Raw genomic sequence first — 19,182 nt, 5'->3', positions numbered from 1 at the left:
ACGAGCGTCGGCGGTAGTCCCCGACCCGCCCGGAATCGTCCGAAAACGCCTCGGCCGCCCAGCCGTGGGCGATACCATCCCGCTTGAGCACCGTCCGTCACGGGGAGGCGGACGATGGCCAGGCTAGCCGGGGGAGCGGAATGTCCTATGTGATCGCAACGCCCGCGTACGTGGCGGACGCGGCGATGGACCTGACCAATATCGGGTCCTCGATCAGTGACGCCACCTCCGCGGCGCTGGGTCCCGTGTCGAGCGTGGCGCCCGCGGGCGCCGACGAGGTATCGGCGGGCATCGCGAGCCTGTTCGACGCGCACGCCCAGGCGTATCAGGCGATCAGCGCCGCCGCGCAGGCCTTCCACGCCCAGTTCGTCCAGTTCATGAGTTCCGGCGCGGAGCAGTACGCGCTCGCCGAGGCCGCCAACCTGCAATCCCTAGGCCAGGGCGTGCTGGGCGGCGGCGCGAACGGAAGCGGCGTCCAGACTCAGGCCCTGAGCGCCGCCTCGACCGCGCAGCCGCTCGTCGGCGGTGCGGCCTCGGCGGGATCCGCCGCGGCGGCCGCGGTGCCCGCGGCGGCGGGGTCTGCCGGAGGCGCGGCGCCGGCGGTCACGGCGACACCGGTCACGGCGGCGGTCGCGCCGGCGGCACCGGTCGCGCTGGCCCCTACCGGCGCGCCACTCGCGGCCGCGCCCCTCGCGGCCCCGGCGGCCGCGCCGCTTGCCGCGATGCAGTCGGCGACGCCGGCCTACGCTCCGGTGGCCGCGGCGGCGGTTGCACCGGCACCGGCGACCGTGCCGGTGGCGGCCGCGCCGGTGGAAGCGCCCGCATTCGCCCCGGTGACGGCGGCGCAGGCGATGCCGATCGGCACGCCGCTGACGGCCGCGCCCGCGGCGACCCCGAACTATTCGCCGGCGACGCCGGCCTATTCCCCGGCCGCGGCACCGGCGGCCGGCCGGGAGCAACCGGTGGCGATCGCCGAGCCGGTCGAAATGCAGCCCTACTCAGCCTGATTCACGAAGGCTTCACCGGACGAACTCGGCCGCCCGGTGCGCGAGCATCACGATGGTCGCGTGGGGCCCGCGGCTGGTGATCGCGGGCAGAATGGAACCGTCGATGACCCAGAGGTTTTCGATTCCATAGACCCGGCAGTGCGGGTCCACGACGGCGCGCGGATCACCATCGGTCCCCATCGGCGTTGTCCCGCAGAGGTGTTGGGACGTCGACCACACCGGCGACCCGACAGATGTTGCCGCGCCGGCCATTTCGCGGGCCAGTTCGCTGCCCTGGCGCAGCGCCGCTACGTCGGCGGGCTCGCCGTCGTAGCGATGCTCGATGCGCAGCGGCACGGCCGGGTCCGGTGAGGCCAGCGTGATGCGCCCGCGCGCCCGCGGCCGCATCAGCGCCACCCCGAGGTGCGGCCAATCGGGGTGTCCCGCGGTGCCGTCACCGGTCATCGCCACGAACCCACCCGTATACGGCCTGATCTCGAGTCCGTCGGCGGTGCTGAGCACCACCTCGAGCACAGGCCGGCCGGGGGCCACCGCCCAATTCGTCGGCAGCACCCATTCCGGGTGGTCGGTGAACGAAGTACCCACCGGCAGGGGCGCAAGTACCGCTACGCCGGCCGCCCGCAGCATGGCTTCGTCGCCGACGCCGGACACCATCAGCAGCTGTGCGGACTGAATCGCCCCGGCGCACAAGACGATTCGGCCCGCGGAAAGCGTTATGGGGCCTTGCGGCCCGATCGCGTCGACCCCTACCGCCGTCGCTCCGGAAAAGCGCAGGCGCGCCGCCCGGGTCCGCTCGCGCAGCGTCAGGTTGGGCCGCGCGAGCGCGGGCAGCAGGTAGGCCGATCCGGGGCCGATGCGCTCCCCATCGACGATGTTCAGCGGAACCGCGCCCAGCCCCGAAACCTGTCCCGGGCCGCAGTCATTGAGGTCGTCGATCCAGGGAAACCCGGCGCGCTCCGCGGCCGCAATGAAAGCCTCGGTGGTGCCGGTCATGTCGTGGGTCCGGCGCACCCGGATCGGGCCGGCCGTGCCGTGGGCGGGACCGTCGAAGTCGAGGTCGGTCTCGATGGCGCGGTAGTGCTCGAGCACGTCGCGCCATGCCCAGCCGGGCAGCGGGACGTGGTCGAAGTCGCGCGGCAGTGCGCGGCAGAAGTAGCCGCCGTTGACCGCGCCCGATCCGCCCACCGTCGATCCGCGCACGATCGGAAGTTTGAGGGCGTGCCGGTCGGTGAGCTGGGTCAGGTAGCGCTGGGTCAGCGGGCTGCCCGCCCCGATCGGCAGCTGCAGCCCATTGGTGGTCAGAGCCAGCAACTGCGGATCGGCCAGTCCGGGACCCGCCTCCAGGACGGTCACCGCGCGGTTGGGGTCGGCGGAAAGGCGTTCGGCGACAACCGATCCGGCGCTGCCGGCACCGACGATCAGCACATCGCTGTGCGGGACGGCTTCAATCAAGGCGGCGTCTGGACCACTACGTGCGGATCTGCGGTTTGAGCGCGCGCACGTTGCGTTCGCGCGCCACACCCCACCACAGCCCCAGGCCGTAGGCCAGGTCGTCGACGCGCTTGAGCACGAGGTAGGTCAGCAGCCCGATCGGCTCGGCCTCATCGCCGGTGCCATCGCGGCGGCGCAGCCAGTCCACCACGCCGTCCATGACGGCGGCGACCAGCACCACGCGTCGGCAGTGCCGCGAGGCGATGGCCGCGAGCAACGCCAGCGGCCAGTAGTGCCGGCACAGCGCCGACGCCAGCTGCAGGGCCGCCGACCACAGACCGCGGGTCGCGATCGCGACGACGTCCAGCAACGAAGTCTCGGCGCCGCGCATCGCCTTGGCGATGCGCCCACCGGTCAACAGGGCGACGGCGATCGACGCGAGTTGGGTGAGGCTCGTCCCCAGCGCCATCAGTATCCAAGCCGTCAACGCCCACCCGGAAATCACCACCGGGGCCGTCTTGTCCGGATGGCGCACCGACAGCGGGGCGGCCGAGCCACCGTAGAAAGCCTTGCGCGCCAGCCAATCCCGCAACTCGGTGCGGTGATCGTGGGCGACCTGCGCGATCGGCTCATACCGGAGCCGGGCACCGGCCTCGATCAACCGCCAGCACAAATCGACGTCCTCGCCGGACTGCATGGTCTCGTCGAACCCCCCGACGTCGCGGATCGCCGAGCGGCGGCAGATGATGGCGGCGCTGGGAACGTAGGACACCGTGCTGTGCGGCAGCACCGGGGCTTCGCGCTCCCCGAGGTCCAAAGACGAGCGGACGGCCTCGTAGCGCGCCACCACGTTCTCCTTGTGCGACAAGCCGACGATGCGGGGCGCGACCAGGGCGACGGTGGGATCGCAGAAGTGACCGAGCAGGGCTTCCAGCCAGCCCCGGCGCGGTGTCACATCGGAGTCCAGGAACGCGACGAAGTCGGTCGTGCAGGCGGCCAGCCCCGTGTTGCGCGCCGCCGCCGGGCCCTTGTTATAGGAGTGGCGCAGCACTTCGACGTCGCAGTGCGCACCGAGGAAGTCTTCGGCGTCGACCGGCGGGAACGAACCGTCGTCGACCACGATGACGCGCAGTCCACGCAGCGCGCTGACCAAGCGCCGGGCACCGGAAACGTTGTCCCGCACCGGGATCACCACCGTCACGTCGCGATGCGACGGGCCTCCCGCGGGCCGGGGATGGGCCACCGTGGCGTCCAGCAGGGTGCGGGCCAATTGCGCGCTGAGGTCGTCGCGAACCTTCAGCCGCCCGTCGGACAGCATGCTCTGGGCGGCCGGAGCCAACTTCAGCAGGCGCGTCGGCGACCCGCCCAGCAGGGCCGAGCCGTCGCCGAGCACCCGGACGCGGCGGTCGACCTGGACGGCGAATCCGTCCGGCAGCCGGGTGGCCGTCACGTCAGCATCCCGTGGGGCCCTGGCGACCACCGGGTGATTCGACGGACACACTCGTCGACCATTTCGGCGAAGATGCGTTTTCCGTCGGCGGCGGTCGCGGTGGTCGGGTCCCCCAGCACCCCGACCCGGCTGACCGCGGCGACTCCCCCGACGCGCATCGAGGGCAGCAATTCGGGCAACGGCGCCCGGTTACCGGTGAGCCACCGGTCGGTCAGCACGTCGGTCGGCGAGATATGCAGCAACACCGATGTTTCGGTATGCCCGGCGTGGGCGTCGCCGCCGGGGGCGGCACAGGGGCACCATCCGACGTCGCGGCCTTCGGCGCGTAGCAGGCCCACCGCGTCGTTCAGCGCGCCGACGTTGCCCCCGTGGCCGTTGACGAACACCAGTCGTCCCGACCAGCAGGTGGCTGACCTGCCGTACTCCACCAACAGCATCGTCAGCGCCGCGGCGCCGATGGAGATCGTCCCGGCGAAATCCTGGTGCTCGCCGCTGGCGCCGTAGGCGATGGCCGGCGCCACCAACCATGGTTGTTCGAGGCGTGCCCGGGCCCCCCGGGCGACGGCGGCCGCAATGCGGGTGTCGGTGTCCAACGGCAGGTGCGGGCCGTGTTGTTCGGTCGACCCCAGCGGGACCATTATCGACGCCGGGGTGCTTGATAGCTGGCTCGACGTCGTCGTTCCTAATTCGCCGAGTACGGGCACTCGCCGATGGTAGGACGAATTCACCTGGCGTGCACCAATTGTTGTCCCTTGAAAATTATTTTTTTCCCGGTTTGTACACCCGGCGGTCGAATTCCCGGCTCGTTCGTCACGGTCGCCCCGCGAGCACCACAATTCTCGCTACCGCCGATTGCGGAAAGACGCTGAATAGAACCGCAGGTAAAAGGGCCAACATGGCTGGGTTTATGCCGGCGGAACCCCGAGGGCCCGGACGAAGCCGTCGGGCACCAGGATGTCGTCCGGGCTCAGGTCGTGGACGCTGGCGTGCCCCAGGCCCATCAGTGCCGAGTCGATCCCGCCCCGCAATACGTCGAGGACGTTTTCGACGCCGCCCTGGCCGGCCGCGGCGAGGCCCCACAGGTACGCCCGGCCGATCATCACCGCGCGCGCACCCAGCGCCACCGCCTTGACGACGTCACTCCCGCGCCGGATGCCTCCGTCGAGCAGCACCTCGACCTGGTCGCCGACCGCCGCGGCCACCGCGGGCAGCGCGCGGATCGATGCCGGGGTGCCGTCCAGGTTGTTGCCACCGTGATTCGACACCGAAATCGCCGAAACACCCGCGTCCACAGCTCTTTTGGCGTCGTCGACGCGCATCACGCCCTTGAGCATGAACGGTCCGCCCCACAGCTCGCGCAGCCAGGCGATGTCTTCCCAGGTGGGTGGCGGCGTGCCCATCCACTCGCCGTAGGCGGCGAAGAAGGGCGGCCCGGGCTCGCCGCGGCGAGCCTGATTCGGCACCCGCAGGTCCGGGGGCCGCAGCGTCTTGCCGAACTTCCACAGCCAGCGGGGCTTGAAGACCGCCTCCGGAGACAGTCGCAGGATGGTCCGCAGGTTCATCTGCTCGGGGATCTGCGGGCTGCCCCAGTCGCGCCCGTGCGAGAACGACCAGTCGGTGGTGACGATCAATCCGACCGCGCCGGCCTGGCGCGCCCGTTCCACCCGCTCGGCGATCGCGTCGCGCCCGCCCAGCCAGTACACCTGGAAGAACAGCTTGGGGTTGGCGGCGATCACTTCTTCGATCGGCTTACTGGCGAAGGAAGACAGCCCCATCGCAGTTCCCCGCGCCGCGGCGGCCCGCGCGACCGCGACCTCGCCGTCCGGATCGACCGCCTGGACGCCCGTCGGCGAAATCATGACGGGCATCGAAATCTCTTGCCCCATAACGGTAGTCGACAGGTCACGCTTTTCCGGCGCGCCGACGACATGGGGCGCGAATCCGAGCTCACCGAACGCGTCGACGTTGTCGGAGACGGTGATCCCCTTTTCGCTGGCCGCAACCAGCGCAGCATAAACGGATTTCGGCAGCCGCCGTTTGGCGCGTTGCTGCGCGATGGCGACCGTTTCGAACCATTCGCTGGCCATTGTTATAGCGGGCTTTCGTTGCACAGGCGCGTGGGCGGGGTCGCCGGCGGCCGCACCGACAGCGTCAGCGGTACCGGCTGGCGGACCGGCCTGCCGCGCGAGTGGTCGGCCCGGGGCCGAGGAGTGTCGCGCTCACGGGCCAGCGCCGGCTCGCCGTGCCCCTGCACGCACTCGGGGTCGGGACCGTCCAGCGGCAGGCCGGTGAAGAACTTCGCCGCCATGCACCCGCCCCGGCAGCTGTCGTAGTGCGCGCAGCTCCCACAGGCACCCGCCGACTGCGGTTCCCGCAGCTCGCGAAACAACGGCGCGTTCTTCCACACGTTGTCGAATCCCCCGTCCGACACAACGTTTCCGGCCAGGAAGCGGTCGTGGATGGCGAACGGGCAGGCGTACACGTCGCCGACCGGGTCGATCAGGCACACCACCCGGCCCGCCCCGCACATGTTCAGGCCGGCCAGCGCGCCGGGTTCACCCAGGCCGGACAGATGGAAGAAGGAGTCGCCGGTGAGCACGCGCTCCCCCTTGGCGACCAACCAGTCGTAGAGCTGAACCTGCTGGGCGGCGGTGGGGTGCAGGTCTTCCCAGACGTCGGCGCCCCGGCCCGAGGGCCGCAGCCGGGTGATCCGCAGGGTGGCGCCGTAGCGGCTGGCCAGCGCGGCGAACTCGTCGAGCTGGTCGACGTTGTGGCGGGTGACGACGACGGAGATCTTGGCGTCCTTGAAGCCGGCGTCGGCGAGGTTCTCCAACGCCCGCGTCGCCATGGCGAAGGAGCCGGCGCCGCGGACGGCATCGTTGACCTCGGCGGTGGCGCCGTCGAGCGAGATCTGGACGTCGACGTAGTCACTGGCGGCCAGCCGCGCCGCGACTTCCGGGGTGATCCGCACCCCGTTGGTGGAGAACTTCACGCCGACGTGGTGCGCGGTCGCGTAGTCGACCAGCTCCCAAAAGTCCGGGCGCACTGTGGGTTCCCCGCCCCCGATGTTGACGTAGAACACCTGCATGCGTTCCAGCTCGTCGATGATATCCATGCACTGGCGGGTAGACAGCTCCCGTGGATCGCGCTTGCCCGACGACGAGAGGCAGTGCACGCACGCCAGGTTGCACGCGTACGTCAGCTCCCACGTCAGGCAGATGGGCGCGTCCAGCCCGCGCTCGAACTGCTCGATGAGCCGCGGCACTGCGGTGGTTGCGGCGGTCATCCAACGTCCTCCTGAGGTACCAACATCTTCGAATCGGCCAGCACGCCCAGCGCGTGCAGGTAGGGGCCGTGCGCGGAATCGTCGACGCCCGCGGCGCGGCAGGCGGAGCGCACATCGCGATGGTCGCCGAGCGACCGGACCACCGTGAGGATGGTGCGGTTCTTCAGGAAGGACAGCTTGCGGGTCCCGAAGTGGTAGAGCAGCGCGCCGAACGACTCCGGCCGCACCGCCACCTGCGGGTGCAGCCGCCAGCCGCGGTCGGGGTCGAACACGCGGGTCAGTAGACCCCGCACATGCCGTCGATGGATACCTCTTCGACGAGGGTCTCGGTGACGAGCTCGGTTCCGGTCTCGGTTTCGTGGTCCATCTGGATTACCTTTCGCCATGGGACTCGACAACGGGTCACGATCGCCGCCAGAATATGGCATCGAGTGCCGAAACGGAAGGGCGGGTCGGAGATGCCGCAGTCGCGGGTGGGCCGGCGCCGCTCGACGACGCCCCACCACATCACCGACGTCGCCCTGGAGTTGTTCGCCGCCCGCGGCTTCGCCGACGTGAGCGTCGACGACGTCGCGCAGGCCGCCGGCATCTCGCGGCGCACCCTGTTCCGCTACTACGCGTCCAAAAACGCTATCCCCTGGGGGGATTTCGACACGCACCTCGCGCAGCTGCGGGAACTGCTCGACAACGTCGACGCGCGGGTGCCGCTGGGCGAGGCGCTGCGCTCGGCGCTGTTGGCGTTCAACACCTTTGACGGCTCCGAGACCGTGCGGCACCGTCAGCGCATGCGGGTGATCCTGCAAACCGCTGAGCTGCAGGCGTATTCGATGACGATGTATGCCGGGTGGCGGGAGGTGATCGCGGCCTTCGTGGCCCACCGGACGGACTGCAAGACGACCGACCTGTTGCCGCAGACCGTCGCCTGGACGATGCTCGCCGTGGCGCTGAGCGCCTACGAGCACTGGCTGGGCGACGAGTCGGTCACCCTGCCCGCCGCGCTCGGTAACGCGTTCGACGCCGTCGGCGCCGGGCTGGGCCGGTGAGCGCCGGGACCGACCACCTGGTGCACACCCTGCGATCCCAGGGCAGGTTTTGCGCCGCTTCCGGCTCCCCCATGTATGGGGAACTGTTCGACCTGGTGGCTGCCGACGTGGCGGCCGGCGGTGTCTTCGCGACCATCCTGTCCGGCCACGAGGACGCCCCGGCCCGGCACGCGGTGCCGCTGCGGCTGCTGGGCGGGCTGCACCGGCTGGTGCTCGACGGCCGGGCTGCGGAGCTGCGGCGCTGGTATCCCAGCGCCGGCGGCAACTGGGACGCGCCGGCCGCCTGGCCCGAGATCCTGCGCACCGCGGCCCGGCACGACGAGCCGCTGCGCGCGGCGCTCGGGCAGCCACCGCAGACCAACGAGGTGGGCCGATCCGCCGCCCTGATCGGCGGGCTGTTGCGGCTGAATCACGGATCCGGTTTGCCGGTAAGGCTTTTCGAGATCGGGTCGAGCGCGGGGCTGAACATGCGCGCCGACCGCTATCAGTATCGCTATGACGGCGGCCGGTGGGGACCGGCCGACTCGCCGGTGACCATCGACGACGCGTGGCGGGGCGCGCTGCCGCCCGACGGACCCGTCCGGATCGTCGAGCGCGGCGGCTACGACATCGCGCCCATCGACGTCACCGGCGCCGACGGGGAACTGACGGTGTTGAGCTACGTCTGGCCCGACCAAGGCGCGCGGCTGGAGCGCCTGCGCGGGGCCATCGCGGTCGCCCGCGACGTGCCGGCCCTACTCGAGCGCCGGACGGCGACCGAGGCCGTGGCCGGCCTGACCCTCGCCGAGGACGCGTTGACCGTGCTGTGGCATTCGATCACCTGGCAGTACCTGTCCGACGCCGAGCGCACCGCGGTTCGCGACGGGATCGAGGCGCTCGGCGCGCAAGCCGGCGCGCGCTCGCCCTTCGTCCACCTCACCCTGGAGCCGTCGCGGGACGGGCCCGGCGCGCCGATCAGGTTCTTGGTGCGCGCCCGCCGCTGGCCGGGCGGCGAGCTCGCGGTCCTCGGCGAATGCCACCCGCACGGCCCGCCCGTGAACTGGCAGTAAAAATTTTTCGCTCCACCCCGTCGGAATCCGCGCCGCCGCCGCGACGATAGGGGTGTGAGCGCCGAAACGGACGACCAGCCCGACGCTCGACGCGCGCTGCTCGCGCTCTACGACGAGGCATTGCCCGTGGTGTACGGGTATTTCGTCCGGCGCTGCGGCGATCGCGCCACGGCGGAGGACCTGACGTCGGAGACGTTTCTGGCGGCCATGGACGCCGCGCGCAGGCGCGAGCCGCCGCCGGTATCGATCCCGTGGCTGCTGGGCGTGGCCCGGCACAAGCTGGCCGACCACTATCGGCGCGGCCCGCAGCGGCTGGCGGTGCCCGTCGCCGAGCCGCCGGAGCCGGCCTTCGAAGCGAGGACGGTCACCGACGACTGGGACGCCGAGCTGGACCGCATAGTCGCCGAGGCTGTGCTGGCCCGGCTGGCCGAGCCGCACCGCACGGTCCTGGTGCTGCGGTACATGGACGATTGCTCCGTCGGCGAATGCGCCGAGCTGATCGGCCGCACCGTGCACGCCACCGAGGCGCTCTTGGTCCGCGCCCGCCGGGCCTTCAAACGACAGTATCCGGAAGGAGGCGCGTCATGAGCCCGCAAGACCCGCTCGGCGTGCTGCGCGCCGAAGACGTTCCGGTGCAACCCGATCCGGCCTTCGCCGAGCGCCTGCGCCGGCGACTGCAATCCGCGCTGTCCCTACCGGAAGGAGTTGTCATGAGCGGCACCGCCGAGGCGATCGTCGAACTCACCGACCCAATCACCGTCCACGAGGCGCCACGTCCCGCGGCGCTGCCCTACCTGAACGTCGCCGATGCGCGCGCGGCGATCGCCTGGTACGCGGACGCGCTCGGCGCCATCGTTGTCGGCGAGCCGATCGTGATGGCCGATGGGAGAATCGGGCACGCCGAGCTCGCGATCGGCGACGGCGTGCTGTACCTCGCCGATGAACATCCCGAGATCGGGCTGAAAGCCCCTGCGCCCGGCGGGGTTTCGGTGAGCCTCATGCTGCCCGTCGCCGACACCGATACCGCCTTGCGCAGGACAGCCGGACACGGCGCCACCGTCGAGCGCGAGCCCTACGAGAATTACGGCAGCCGCACTGCGACGATCGTCGATCCGTTCGGCCACCGGTGGATGCTGTCGGGGCCCGTCGCGGCGTCTGTCGACCGAATCCGGCACGGCGACATCGGATACGTATCCGTGCGTGCCCCCGACGCCGCGCGCGCGGCCGCCTTCTACGGCCACGTGCTGGGCTGGGCATACGACCCGGCTGCGCATCGGGTCACCAACACCGATCTGCCGACCGGCATCGCTGCCAGCCCCGGACCGCCCACCCTGTTCTGCTGCTACGCCGTGGACGACGTGCGGGCCGCCCGCGCGGCGATCGCGGAGGCCGGCGGCGTCCCGGACGAGACCCGCGACACCGAGTACGGCGTACTGCTCGAGGCCACCGATCCACAGGGCTCTCCGTTCGCGGTGTACGAGTCGCCGCCCGGACGAAAGCGCCCGGAGCTCAACGGATCCGGGCCCGGGGAGCTGTCGTACGTCACCTACGAGGTGGCCGATTCCGCGGCATTCCGCGATTTCTACGGCCGGGTGCTGGGCTGGGCCTTCGAGCCGGGCCGGGTGGTCGACGGGTGGCAGGTGCAGGGCACGCACCCGATGGCGGGCGCCGCCGGCGGCAGCGCGCACCCCACCACCGTGCCGATGTGGACCGTGTCGGACATCGATGCGGCCGTGGCGCGGGTCCGCGAGGCCGGCGGCACCGTGCTGGCCGAGCCGGCCCGCCAGCCCTACGGCCTGAGCGCCGAATGCGCCGACGATCAGGGCGGCCGTTTCTACCTCGGCGAGTTTTAGGCTCCCGGGTTGGCGATCCGGATGGGCGTCCCGTCCAGCCAGGCCGCCACGGCCTCGATGGTGTCTTCATAGAAGGCGCCGAGCATTTCGCGGGTGACGTACCCCAGGTGCGGCGACAGCGTCACGTTGGGCAGGGACCGCAACGGGTGGTCGGGCGGCGGCGGTTCGGTGTCGTAGACGTCCAGCCCGGCCCCGGCGATGCGCCCGGAGGTGAGCGCGTCGATCAACGCGGCCTCGTCGACGATCGGTCCGCGGGAGGTGTTGATCAGGTAGGCGCCGGGCTTCATCAGCGCCAACTCCGGTTCGCCGGCCAGGCCCCGGGTGCGCTCGGAGAGCACCAAATGCACGGAAACCACGTCGGATTCGGCGAACAGTGTCGCCTTGTCGACGCGGCGGGCGCCGACCGCGGTGGCGGTCTCCTCGGTGAGGTTCTGGCTCCACGCGAGGACGTGCATGCCGAACGCCTTCGCGTATTCGGCCATGCGTTTACCGGTCCGGCCCAGGCCAAGCAGCCCAAGGGTCTTGCCGGACAACGTCATACCGGCGGTGGCCTGCCATCCGCCCTCGCGCATCCGCCGATGCTCGTCGGCCAGGTTGCGCACCGTCGCGATCAGCAACCCCCACGCCAGTTCCGGCGTCGCGTCGCGTACGGCCCGAAACCGTGGATGGGTGAAGTCCGAGTGGGCGACCAGTATGCCGCGTTCGGTGGCCGCGGCCAGGTCCAGGTTGGGCAGGCTGCTACCGACGATGGTGATCAGCTTGAGGTTCGGCAGCCGCTCGATGAGCGTGCGCGGAAGCGCCATACGCTCGCGCATGGTGCAGAGCACGTCGAACGGCCGCAGCACCTCCACGGCCTCCGCCTCCGACAGGTGGCGCTCGAAAACCGTTATCTCCGAGCGGGTTTGCACCGGCGACCAGTCGGCGAGGTCGAGAGCCAGGCCGGCGTAGTCGTCGAGTACCGCCACCTTGGGCATACGGACGTCAGCCCAGCACCTCGGCGATGGGCACGGCGGCGGCGATCTTGGCGCGGATCTTCATCACCTTGCCGGGCATCCCGCCGCCGACCACGCCGACCAGCACCCCGTCGCGCTCGTAGTAGGCCAAAAACTTACGGCCGTCGTCCTCGACGAGGTGGACGGTGTCGGTGGCTTCGGGCTCGCCGAGGCACTGGATCTTGACGTCGTACTGGTCGCTCCAGAAATACGGCACGACCGCGGCCGACGGCACGTCCCGGCCGAGCATCGCGGGCACCACCACGCGGGCCTGGTCGGCGACATTGCTCCAATGTTCCACGCGCGCTTGGTGTCCCGTCGCGTCGCGCCAGGAGGCGACGTCGCCCAGTGCCCACACGTTGGGTGCGCTGGTGCGACCGGCCTCGTCGCACACGACACCGTTATCGACGTCGACGCCGCTGCCCTCGAGCCATTCGGTCGCCGGGCGCGACCCGATGCCGATCACCACCAGGTCGGCGGGCAACTCCGTGCCGTCGGACAGCACCACGGTGTCGACGTGGCCCTGGCCGCGCACCTCGGCCACGCCGATGCCGAGCCGGACGTCGACGCCCTCGTCGCGGTGCAGCCGCGCCACCAGCCCGCCGATCCGCTCGCCGAGCACCGCGGCCAGCGGCGTCGGCTGCGGCTCGACCAGCACCACGTCCACCCCGAGGCTGCGCAGGCTGGCGGCCACCTCGCAGCCGATGAAACCGGCGCCGATGACGACGGCGCGCTGCGCGGCCGCCGCCCGCTCGCGCAGCGCCAAGCACTCGTCGAACGAGCGCAGGACCCGGATGCCGTCGAGGTCCGGCAACGCCGGGATGCGCCGCGGCACCAGCCCGGTTGCGATGACGAGTTCGTCGTAGCCGAGCGCGGTTCCGTCGTCGAGGGTCACCGTCTGCCTGGCCGTGTCGAGAGCGGTTGCGGCCGAGCCCAGCCGCAGGGTGATGTCCTTCTCGTCGTACCACTCGCGCGGTTTGAGGGCCACGTCGTCGACCTCTTTGCGCAGCACCTCCTTCGACAGCGGCGGGCGGTCGTAGGGCAGGTGCGCCTCGTCACCGACGATCGTGATGCGGCCGGCGTATTCCGAGCGGCGCAGTTGCTCGGCGGTCCGGGCGGCGCCCAGCCCGCCGCCCACGATCACGATGTGCTTGACGCCTGCGCTACCCGTCACGTGGTGTTCATACCACGATGGCCGGTCAGTACTTCAATGCGCCCTTGTCGACGGGGACCTGGGTCCCCGACAGCGTGCCCGAGCCGTCGCCGGCCAACCAGACGACGACGTCGGAAACCTCTTCGGCCGACATGAACCCCTTGTACTGCATCGGCATTGGCGGGAAGCTGTGCACGAATCGGGGATGCTTGGCAAAGATCTCCATCATCGCTTCGGGTTCGATCATGGGGGTTTCGACCGAATACGGGTGGATGGAGTTCACGCGGATGCCGTATTCGCCGAGCTCGATGGCCAGCGTGCTGGTCAGCGCGGTCAGCCCGTGCTTGCTGGCCGAATAGTGGCCGTTGCCCGGTGTCGCCTTCAGGCCGGCCGAGGAGCTGACGACGATGATGGAACCGCCGTTGCCCGCCTCGATCATCGCCGGAATCGCGGCGCGCAGGGTGCGCCATGTGCCCGTCAGGTTGGTCCCGATGACGGCGTCCCACTGCTCGTCGGTGAGCTCCCACACCCGGCCCCAGCCCAGTACCCCGGCGTTGGCCACCAGGACGTCGAGCCGGCCGAATTGTTCGACGCCGTCTGCCACCAGTTGCCCCAGGGCGGCGTCGTCCCGGATGTCCGCCGCACGGGCCAGCACCTTGCGGCCCTCGGCCTCGACCAGGCGGACCGTCTCGGCGAGATCCTCGGGCGTGGCCGGGGTGTAGGTCACCGTGTCGGACACCGGGGCGCAGATGTCGAGCGCGATGATGTCGGCGCCCTCGCGCGCGAGGCGCACCGCGTGCGAGCGCCCCTGCGCGCGGGCGGCCCCGGTGACGAATGCCACCCGTCCCTGCAGCGATCCAACCTGTGCGGTCACGAAGACAGGCTAGCAGCGGAACTGAAACGTGTTCTAACGCGCCCGGAGACTTACCGGGCTCAGATTTCGGAGATGATCTGGGCCCGCCGGCTGTTGTACTCCTGCTCGCTGAGCGCGCCGCTGGAACGCAGGGTCTCCAGCTCCTGGAGCCGCTGCGCGATCGACGGTTGCGGTGGCGTGACCACCGGCGCCGAGCCTCCAGCGGCCGCGGGCTGGGCCGCCGGCGCCTGCTGCTCGGCCGCGCGCCGCACCACGGCCTGGATCTGCTGGCGCAGCCCCGGATTGGACCGGATGTCGACCATCCGATCGAGCGGAACGCCATTGGCCTTGAGGATCTGCAGAATCTCCATCAGCGGGCCGGCCTGCCCGCTCAGGTCGTAGGTCTTGTTGTCCTCGGCCACGGTGAACTGCGCCGGCATCAGCCCGTTGACCAACGCGCTTCGCTCCCAGTCGATTCGGTATTCCTGGGTGGTCGGGTTGACCAGGACCACGACCTTGCGGGCGTTGAAGTTGCCCTGCCGGGTGACGCTGGCGATCACCCGGTCTTCGCTGTCGAACGGCAAGAACCCCGGCCCGGCGATGTGCAGGTGCAGCTTGACGACCTGTTGGTTGTTGACCCACGTCCCGGTCTCGCTGATCCCCGTGACCTGGGCCAGGGCCAGCACGCCGCTGCGCTCGAGCTCGACGTTCTTGGCCGACGACTTGGCCCCGTAGTTGGCCAGCGCGAGCGCTATCACCACGTCCGCAACGGTGATCAACAGGCCGACGTAGAGCATCCATCCCAGCAGGTCCCCGAGCCCAAGGGTGAAGTAGACGATCAGAAAGATCGGACCGACGAGGCCGCCGCACAGCAAAACGACCAATTGTGCCTTCAGGTAGCGCGCAATCACGTGGGTGCTCCTCACTATGGCCCCCGACTGGTGATGTCAGATTAGCGCCGGGACCGTAGCTACCGATCCCAAAATCGTGCAGCTAACTGTCACTCCTCGGCAGGCTGGCCCGTCGCGGCCGCCGCCGTAGAGTAGGCCGGCGTCGCGGGCCGTATCGCCGCCGTGGAGGCGGCGGGAGCCGCCGCCGGCACCGCAGAAAGCGGCGTCATCACGGGTTCGGGTTCGGCGGCCACCGGTGCGCCGCCGAGTCCGCCGATGCTGAGCTCTTCCGCGGTTGCCGCGGCCCCGCCGGTCCCGCCGGACGCGACCAGGCTGCCGGCGTATCCGGCCCCGCCGGGACCGAACGCCGCCCCGGCCCCGCCGCCGGTGGCCGCGGCCGCCGGACCCGCGCCGACGCTGTTGACCAGTTGGCCGGACGCGCCGGCGCCGCCGGGACCCAGCGAGCCCGGCGCGGCGCCGGTGTTGCCCGCCAGCACCCCCGTTGCGCCGGCGCCGCCCGCTGCTGGCGCGGCCGCCAGGGCCTGCAGCGGCATCGTGACCCCGCTGGCCACCCCTTGCCCGGCGGTTTGCAGTAGCGGCGTGGCGTTAGCGGCCTCGGTGAGGGCGTACTGGGCGGAGCCACCGCTCATGAGCTGCACGAACTGCTGGTGGAATAACTCCGCCTGGGCGCTGAGCGCCTGGTAGGCCTGCGCGTGCGCCCCGAACAGCGCCGCGACCGTGGCCGATACCTCGTCGGCGCCGGCCGCGAGCACACCCGACGTCGGCCCCAGCGCCGCGGCGTTGGCGGAGCCGAGCGCCGAGCCGAGTTGGGCCAAGTCGGACGCCGCCGCCGCCAGATAATCCGGCGTCGCGAACACGAACGACATCCACACCTCCCGACACGATCACGGCACCACGCTTCACCCGGTTCATTAGACACGGATTCAACAAGCGGAGACCGATCGTATCGTGGCGGGCGCGCCGCGCCAACAGATGTGCCGATTCGTGATGCGTCTCAGGTGGTGCCGCTGGCTCCAGCCGTGCCGCCATACAGTCCGGCGGCGCCGCCCTTGCCGGGGGTATTGCCGTTGCCGCCCGGGCCGCCATTGCCGTACCACTGGGCGTTACCGCCGTTGCCGCCGGTGCTTTGGGGGCCCGTCGTCGCGGACCCGCCTGCGCCGCCATTGCCGATTAATCCGGCGTTGCCGCCTTTACCGCCGTGTCCGTTGACTCCGGCCGCCCCTCCGGCGCCGCCATCGCCGTTGAACGTGCCGCCGGCCCCGCCATTGCCGCCGGTCCCGCCGGGCGAGGTGGACGCGGCACCGCCGGCGCCGCCGGTGCCGAACCACCCGGCGGCACCGCCGTTCCCACCGGTGGCAGTGATTCCGGTCGCGGCCCCACCGGCGCCGCCGGCGCCGCCGAATTGCCCGCCGGCGCCGCCCTGGCCGCCGTGACTGAAGTTGCCGGTCGCCGCGCCGCCGGCGCCGCCGGCGCCGTACAGGCCGGCGCTGCCGCCGGTGCCACCAACCCCGTTGCTCGAGGCAGTGGCGGCTCCGCCCGCCCCGCCGGCGCCGTTCAGGAACCCGCCGCCGCCGCCGGTGCCGGACACACCGGCCGTGAAGCCCGACCCGCCGCCGGGGAGCGCGCCGCCGATCCCGCCGGCCCCGCCGACGCCGAGCAGCCCGGCGTTGCCGCCGTTGCCGGCGGCGCCGCCGTTGGCGACGCCGAACGCGTTGGTCGCGCCGCCGTTTCCGCCATCCCCGCCCGCGCCGTAGAACCACCCGCCGCGGCCGCCGGCCGCACCGGCGCCCCCGACGCCGCCAGTGCCATTGGGGCTTTGCCCCCCGGGGGTGCCGGTGTTACCGAAACCGCCGTCCGCGCCGGACCCGCCGAGCCCACCCGTGCCGAGCAGTGCGGCCGCACCGCCGGCGCCGCCGGCCCCGCCGTTGCCGCCGTTCGCGGCCGTGGCCCCCTGGAAGGCGTTGCCGCCCGCGCCGCCGTTCGCGCCGGCACCGGCGGTGCCGCCGAACAGACCCGCGCCCCCGCCGGCACCGCCGTTGCCGCCATTGCCGCCGCTGTCATTCGAGAGCAGGCCGTTGGCACCGGCGCCGCCGGGGGCGCCGGCGCCCCCGCTGCCGTACAGCCAGCCGCCCTGGCCGCCCGCGCCGCCGTTCGTGCCGGCGACGGCGCCGGATGCGGTGCCGGGGCTGAAGCCGGCGCCGCCGGCCCCGCCGTTGCCGACCAGCCCGGCCGAGCCGCCGTTGCCGCCGGCCACCCCGGCCGTCGTGCTGGCGCCGCCGGCGCCGCCGTTGCCGACCAGCCAGCCGCCGGCCCCGCCGGCCTGTCCCGGGCCGCCGTTGGCGCCGTCGCCGATCAGGGGTCGCCCGGTGAACGTCTGAAACGGCGCGTTGATCGCGCCCAGCGCCTCCTGCTCGAGGGTCTGCAGCGGCGAGGCGTTGGCCGCCTCGGCGAGGGCGTACTGCGTAGCACCGCCACCCATGAGCTGCACGAACTGCTGATGGAACAACGCCGCCTGGGCGCTGAGCGCCTGATAGGCCTGCGCGTGCGCCCCGAACAGCGCCGCCACGCTCGCCGAGACCTCGTCGGCGCCGGCGGCCAGCACCGCGGAGGTCGGCGCGAAGACCGCCGAATTGGCGGAGCTGATCGTCGAGCCGAGGTTCGCCAGGTCTGCCGCCGCGGCTTGGACATACTCAGGTGTAGCGAATACGAATGACATCGCGCCCTCCGGCACAGTCTGGCAGCCGACCTATGCGCGGCACCCCGAAATTCGACCCAATACTGGGCAGATCGTATCCATGACTACGACGCAGCCGGGCGGTTTCAGGGCGCGTCAAACCAGCTGAAAACGCACAAACCCGGGTCGCCGAATCGGCCACCCGGGTTGTGCGTCGTAGCGACTACTTGATGATCTTGACGACCCGGCCGGCGCCGACGGTGCGGCCACCCTCGCGGATCGCGAACCGCAGGCCGTCGTCCATGGCGACGGGCTGGATCAGCTTCACCGTGATGTTGGTGTTGTCGCCGGGCATCACCATCTCGGTGCCCTCCGGCAGCGTCACCACACCGGTCACGTCGGTGGTACGGAAGTAGAACTGCGGACGGTAGTTGTTGAAGAACGGCGTGTGCCGGCCACCCTCGTCCTTGGACAGGATGTAGACCTGGCCCTCGAACTCGGTGTGCGGCGTGGTGGTGCCGGGCTTGGTCACTACCTGCCCGCGCTCGACGTCCTCGCGCTTGATTCCACGCAGCAACAGCCCGACGTTGTCACCCGCCTGGCCCTGGTCCAGCAGCTTGCGGAACATCTCCACACCGGTGACCGTGGTCTTGGTGGTCTCCGGCCGGATGCCGACGATCTCGACTTCCTCGTTGACGTTGATGACGCCGCGCTCCACACGACCGGTGACCACGGTGCCGCGGCCGGTAATCGTGAACACGTCCTCGACGGGCATCAGGAACGGCTTGTCGGTCTCGCGGACCGGGTCCGGGATCGACTCGTCGACCGCCGCCATCAGCTCCTCGACGGACTCGACCCACTTCGCGTCGCCCTCGAGCGCCTTGAGCGCCGAGACCCGGATCACCGGGGCCTCCTCGTCGAACTCCTGGGCGGCCAGCAGTTCGCGGACCTCCATCTCGACGAGCTCGAGCAGCTCCTCGTCATCCACGGCATCGGCCTTGTTGAGCGCGACCAGGATGTAGGGCACGCCGACCTGGCGGGCCAGCAGCACGTGCTCACGCGTCTGCGGCATCGGACCGTCGGTGGCCGCGACCACCAGGATCGCACCGTCCATCTGGGCCGCGCCGGTGATCATGTTTTTGATGTAGTCCGCGTGGCCGGGCGCGTCGACGTGGGCGTAGTGCCGCTTGTCGGTCTGGTACTCGACGTGCGCGATGTTGATCGTGATACCGCGCTGACGCTCCTCGGGAGCGTTGTCGATCTGGTCGAACGCCTTCGACTCGTTCAGGTCCGGAAACTTGTCATGCAGGACCTTGGTGATAGCCGCGGTCAGTGTGGTCTTGCCGTGGTCAACGTGACCGATGGTCCCGATGTTGACGTGGGGCTTGGTCCGCTGGAACTTCGCCTTCGCCACTGTTGTGTCCTCCGACTTGTTGGTGCTTTGTTAAGCAGTGTTGTTTTTTCCAGTTGTGCCGCGGTG

The 19,182-nt window shown here is 71.0% G+C and carries 19 protein-coding genes; 5 read left to right on the top strand and 14 right to left on the bottom strand.

Features of this window, described 5'->3' with window-relative positions:
* Nucleotides 1-140: 140 nt before the first annotated feature.
* Entirely contained in the window at nt 141-1,007 is an 867-nt protein-coding gene (locus AC5Y43_RS18805; RefSeq protein ID WP_499974883.1) for a PE family protein, read from the top strand.
* A 12-nt stretch (nt 1,008-1,019) separates the two neighbouring features.
* On the opposite strand, the gene mftG is transcribed toward AC5Y43_RS18805, so the two are convergent.
* The 7 genes from mftG to mftA all read right to left on the bottom strand — a co-directional run bounded on the left by mftG (nt 1,020) and on the right by mftA (nt 7,541).
* Nucleotides 1,020-2,459: a mycofactocin dehydrogenase MftG gene (gene mftG, locus AC5Y43_RS18800; RefSeq protein WP_499974882.1), complete on the bottom strand. Its 1,440-nt coding sequence runs from the start codon at nt 2,457-2,459 to the stop codon at nt 1,020-1,022.
* Between the two features lie 16 nt (nt 2,460-2,475).
* Nucleotides 2,476-3,888, bottom strand: coding sequence for a mycofactocin biosynthesis glycosyltransferase MftF (mftF, locus tag AC5Y43_RS18795; RefSeq protein WP_499974880.1), 1,413 nt, complete (start codon nt 3,886-3,888; stop codon nt 2,476-2,478).
* Complete coding sequence (gene mftE / locus AC5Y43_RS18790; protein ID WP_499974879.1) at nt 3,885-4,616, bottom strand: mycofactocin biosynthesis peptidyl-dipeptidase MftE; 732 nt, start codon at nt 4,614-4,616, stop codon at nt 3,885-3,887. The genes mftF and mftE overlap by 4 nt, the downstream gene beginning before the upstream one ends.
* A gap of 177 nt (nt 4,617-4,793) precedes the next feature.
* A complete protein-coding gene (gene mftD, locus AC5Y43_RS18785; RefSeq protein ID WP_499974877.1) occupies nt 4,794-5,975 on the bottom strand; it encodes a pre-mycofactocin synthase MftD in 1,182 nt (393 codons plus the stop codon).
* Between the two features lie 2 nt (nt 5,976-5,977).
* Nucleotides 5,978-7,174, bottom strand: coding sequence for a mycofactocin radical SAM maturase (gene mftC, locus AC5Y43_RS18780; RefSeq protein WP_499974876.1), 1,197 nt, complete (start codon nt 7,172-7,174; stop codon nt 5,978-5,980).
* Nucleotides 7,171-7,446, bottom strand: coding sequence for a mycofactocin biosynthesis chaperone MftB (gene mftB, locus AC5Y43_RS18775; RefSeq protein WP_499974874.1), 276 nt, complete (start codon nt 7,444-7,446; stop codon nt 7,171-7,173). The genes mftC and mftB overlap by 4 nt, the downstream gene beginning before the upstream one ends.
* 5 nt (nt 7,447-7,451) lie before the next feature.
* Nucleotides 7,452-7,541, bottom strand: coding sequence for a mycofactocin precursor MftA (gene mftA, locus AC5Y43_RS18770; protein ID WP_499974872.1), 90 nt, complete (start codon nt 7,539-7,541; stop codon nt 7,452-7,454).
* 91 nt (nt 7,542-7,632) lie between these two features.
* Between mftA and mftR the strand changes: the two genes are divergently transcribed.
* Genes mftR through AC5Y43_RS18750 form a run of 4 tightly spaced genes read left to right on the top strand, consistent with a single transcriptional unit; the run spans nt 7,633 to nt 11,119 of the window.
* Complete coding sequence (gene mftR, locus AC5Y43_RS18765; RefSeq protein ID WP_499974999.1) at nt 7,633-8,217, top strand: mycofactocin system transcriptional regulator MftR; 585 nt, start codon at nt 7,633-7,635, stop codon at nt 8,215-8,217.
* On the top strand, nt 8,214-9,266 hold the full coding sequence (locus tag AC5Y43_RS18760) for a DUF2332 domain-containing protein (protein ID WP_499974870.1): 1,053 nt from the start codon (nt 8,214-8,216) through the stop codon (nt 9,264-9,266). The genes mftR and AC5Y43_RS18760 overlap by 4 nt, the downstream gene beginning before the upstream one ends.
* Before the next feature lie 54 nt (nt 9,267-9,320).
* Nucleotides 9,321-9,854: an RNA polymerase sigma factor gene (locus AC5Y43_RS18755; protein WP_499974869.1), complete on the top strand. Its 534-nt coding sequence runs from the start codon at nt 9,321-9,323 to the stop codon at nt 9,852-9,854.
* Nucleotides 9,851-11,119, top strand: coding sequence for a VOC family protein (locus tag AC5Y43_RS18750; protein ID WP_499974867.1), 1,269 nt, complete (start codon nt 9,851-9,853; stop codon nt 11,117-11,119). Before AC5Y43_RS18755 ends, AC5Y43_RS18750 begins: the two co-directional genes overlap by 4 nt.
* On the opposite strand, the gene AC5Y43_RS18745 is transcribed toward AC5Y43_RS18750, so the two are convergent.
* The 7 genes from AC5Y43_RS18745 to tuf all read right to left on the bottom strand — a co-directional run bounded on the left by AC5Y43_RS18745 (nt 11,116) and on the right by tuf (nt 19,116).
* Entirely contained in the window at nt 11,116-12,093 is a 978-nt protein-coding gene (locus AC5Y43_RS18745; protein ID WP_499974865.1) for a D-2-hydroxyacid dehydrogenase family protein, read from the bottom strand. The two genes, AC5Y43_RS18750 and AC5Y43_RS18745, sit on opposite strands and share 4 nt — an antisense overlap.
* A 7-nt stretch (nt 12,094-12,100) precedes the next feature.
* Nucleotides 12,101-13,285, bottom strand: a complete 1,185-nt coding sequence (locus AC5Y43_RS18740) for an NAD(P)/FAD-dependent oxidoreductase (RefSeq protein ID WP_499974863.1) — start codon at nt 13,283-13,285, stop codon at nt 12,101-12,103.
* 25 nt (nt 13,286-13,310) lie between these two features.
* A complete protein-coding gene (locus AC5Y43_RS18735) occupies nt 13,311-14,138 on the bottom strand; it encodes a mycofactocin-coupled SDR family oxidoreductase (protein WP_499974860.1) in 828 nt (275 codons plus the stop codon).
* Nucleotides 14,139-14,197: 59 nt separating this feature from the next.
* The gene (locus AC5Y43_RS18730; protein ID WP_499974859.1) at nt 14,198-15,028 is read right to left on the bottom strand and encodes an SHOCT domain-containing protein; all 831 of its coding nucleotides are present in this window, start codon (nt 15,026-15,028) and stop codon (nt 14,198-14,200) included.
* Between the two features lie 89 nt (nt 15,029-15,117).
* The gene (locus AC5Y43_RS18725; RefSeq protein ID WP_499974857.1) at nt 15,118-15,894 is read right to left on the bottom strand and encodes a PE family protein; all 777 of its coding nucleotides are present in this window, start codon (nt 15,892-15,894) and stop codon (nt 15,118-15,120) included.
* A gap of 128 nt (nt 15,895-16,022) precedes the next feature.
* Nucleotides 16,023-17,744: a PE family protein gene (locus AC5Y43_RS18720; protein WP_499974856.1), complete on the bottom strand. Its 1,722-nt coding sequence runs from the start codon at nt 17,742-17,744 to the stop codon at nt 16,023-16,025.
* A 181-nt stretch (nt 17,745-17,925) separates the two neighbouring features.
* The gene (gene tuf, locus AC5Y43_RS18715; protein WP_499974855.1) at nt 17,926-19,116 is read right to left on the bottom strand and encodes an elongation factor Tu; all 1,191 of its coding nucleotides are present in this window, start codon (nt 19,114-19,116) and stop codon (nt 17,926-17,928) included.
* Between the last annotated feature and the right edge of the window lie 66 nt (nt 19,117-19,182).

The organism is Mycobacterium sp. NGS57, from assembly GCF_059812405.1.
Note: the sequence above shows the minus strand (reverse complement) of the source record. Positions and strands in the feature narration are given on the sequence as shown.

Coding starts and splice junctions, on each gene's coding strand:
- mftD (WP_499974877.1), bottom strand. CDS start 5,975: ATGGCCAGCGAATGGTTCGAAACGGTCGCCATCGCGCAGCAACGCGCC.
- AC5Y43_RS18720 (WP_499974856.1), bottom strand. CDS start 17,744: ATGTCATTCGTATTCGCTACACCTGAGTATGTCCAAGCCGCGGCGGCA.
- AC5Y43_RS18750 (WP_499974867.1), top strand. CDS start 9,851: ATGAGCCCGCAAGACCCGCTCGGCGTGCTGCGCGCCGAAGACGTTCCG.
- AC5Y43_RS18725 (WP_499974857.1), bottom strand. CDS start 15,894: ATGTCGTTCGTGTTCGCGACGCCGGATTATCTGGCGGCGGCGGCGTCC.
- AC5Y43_RS18805 (WP_499974883.1), top strand. CDS start 141: ATGTCCTATGTGATCGCAACGCCCGCGTACGTGGCGGACGCGGCGATG.
- mftA (WP_499974872.1), bottom strand. CDS start 7,541: ATGGACCACGAAACCGAGACCGGAACCGAGCTCGTCACCGAGACCCTC.
- mftC (WP_499974876.1), bottom strand. CDS start 7,174: ATGACCGCCGCAACCACCGCAGTGCCGCGGCTCATCGAGCAGTTCGAG.
- mftR (WP_499974999.1), top strand. CDS start 7,633: ATGCCGCAGTCGCGGGTGGGCCGGCGCCGCTCGACGACGCCCCACCAC.
- AC5Y43_RS18745 (WP_499974865.1), bottom strand. CDS start 12,093: ATGCCCAAGGTGGCGGTACTCGACGACTACGCCGGCCTGGCTCTCGAC.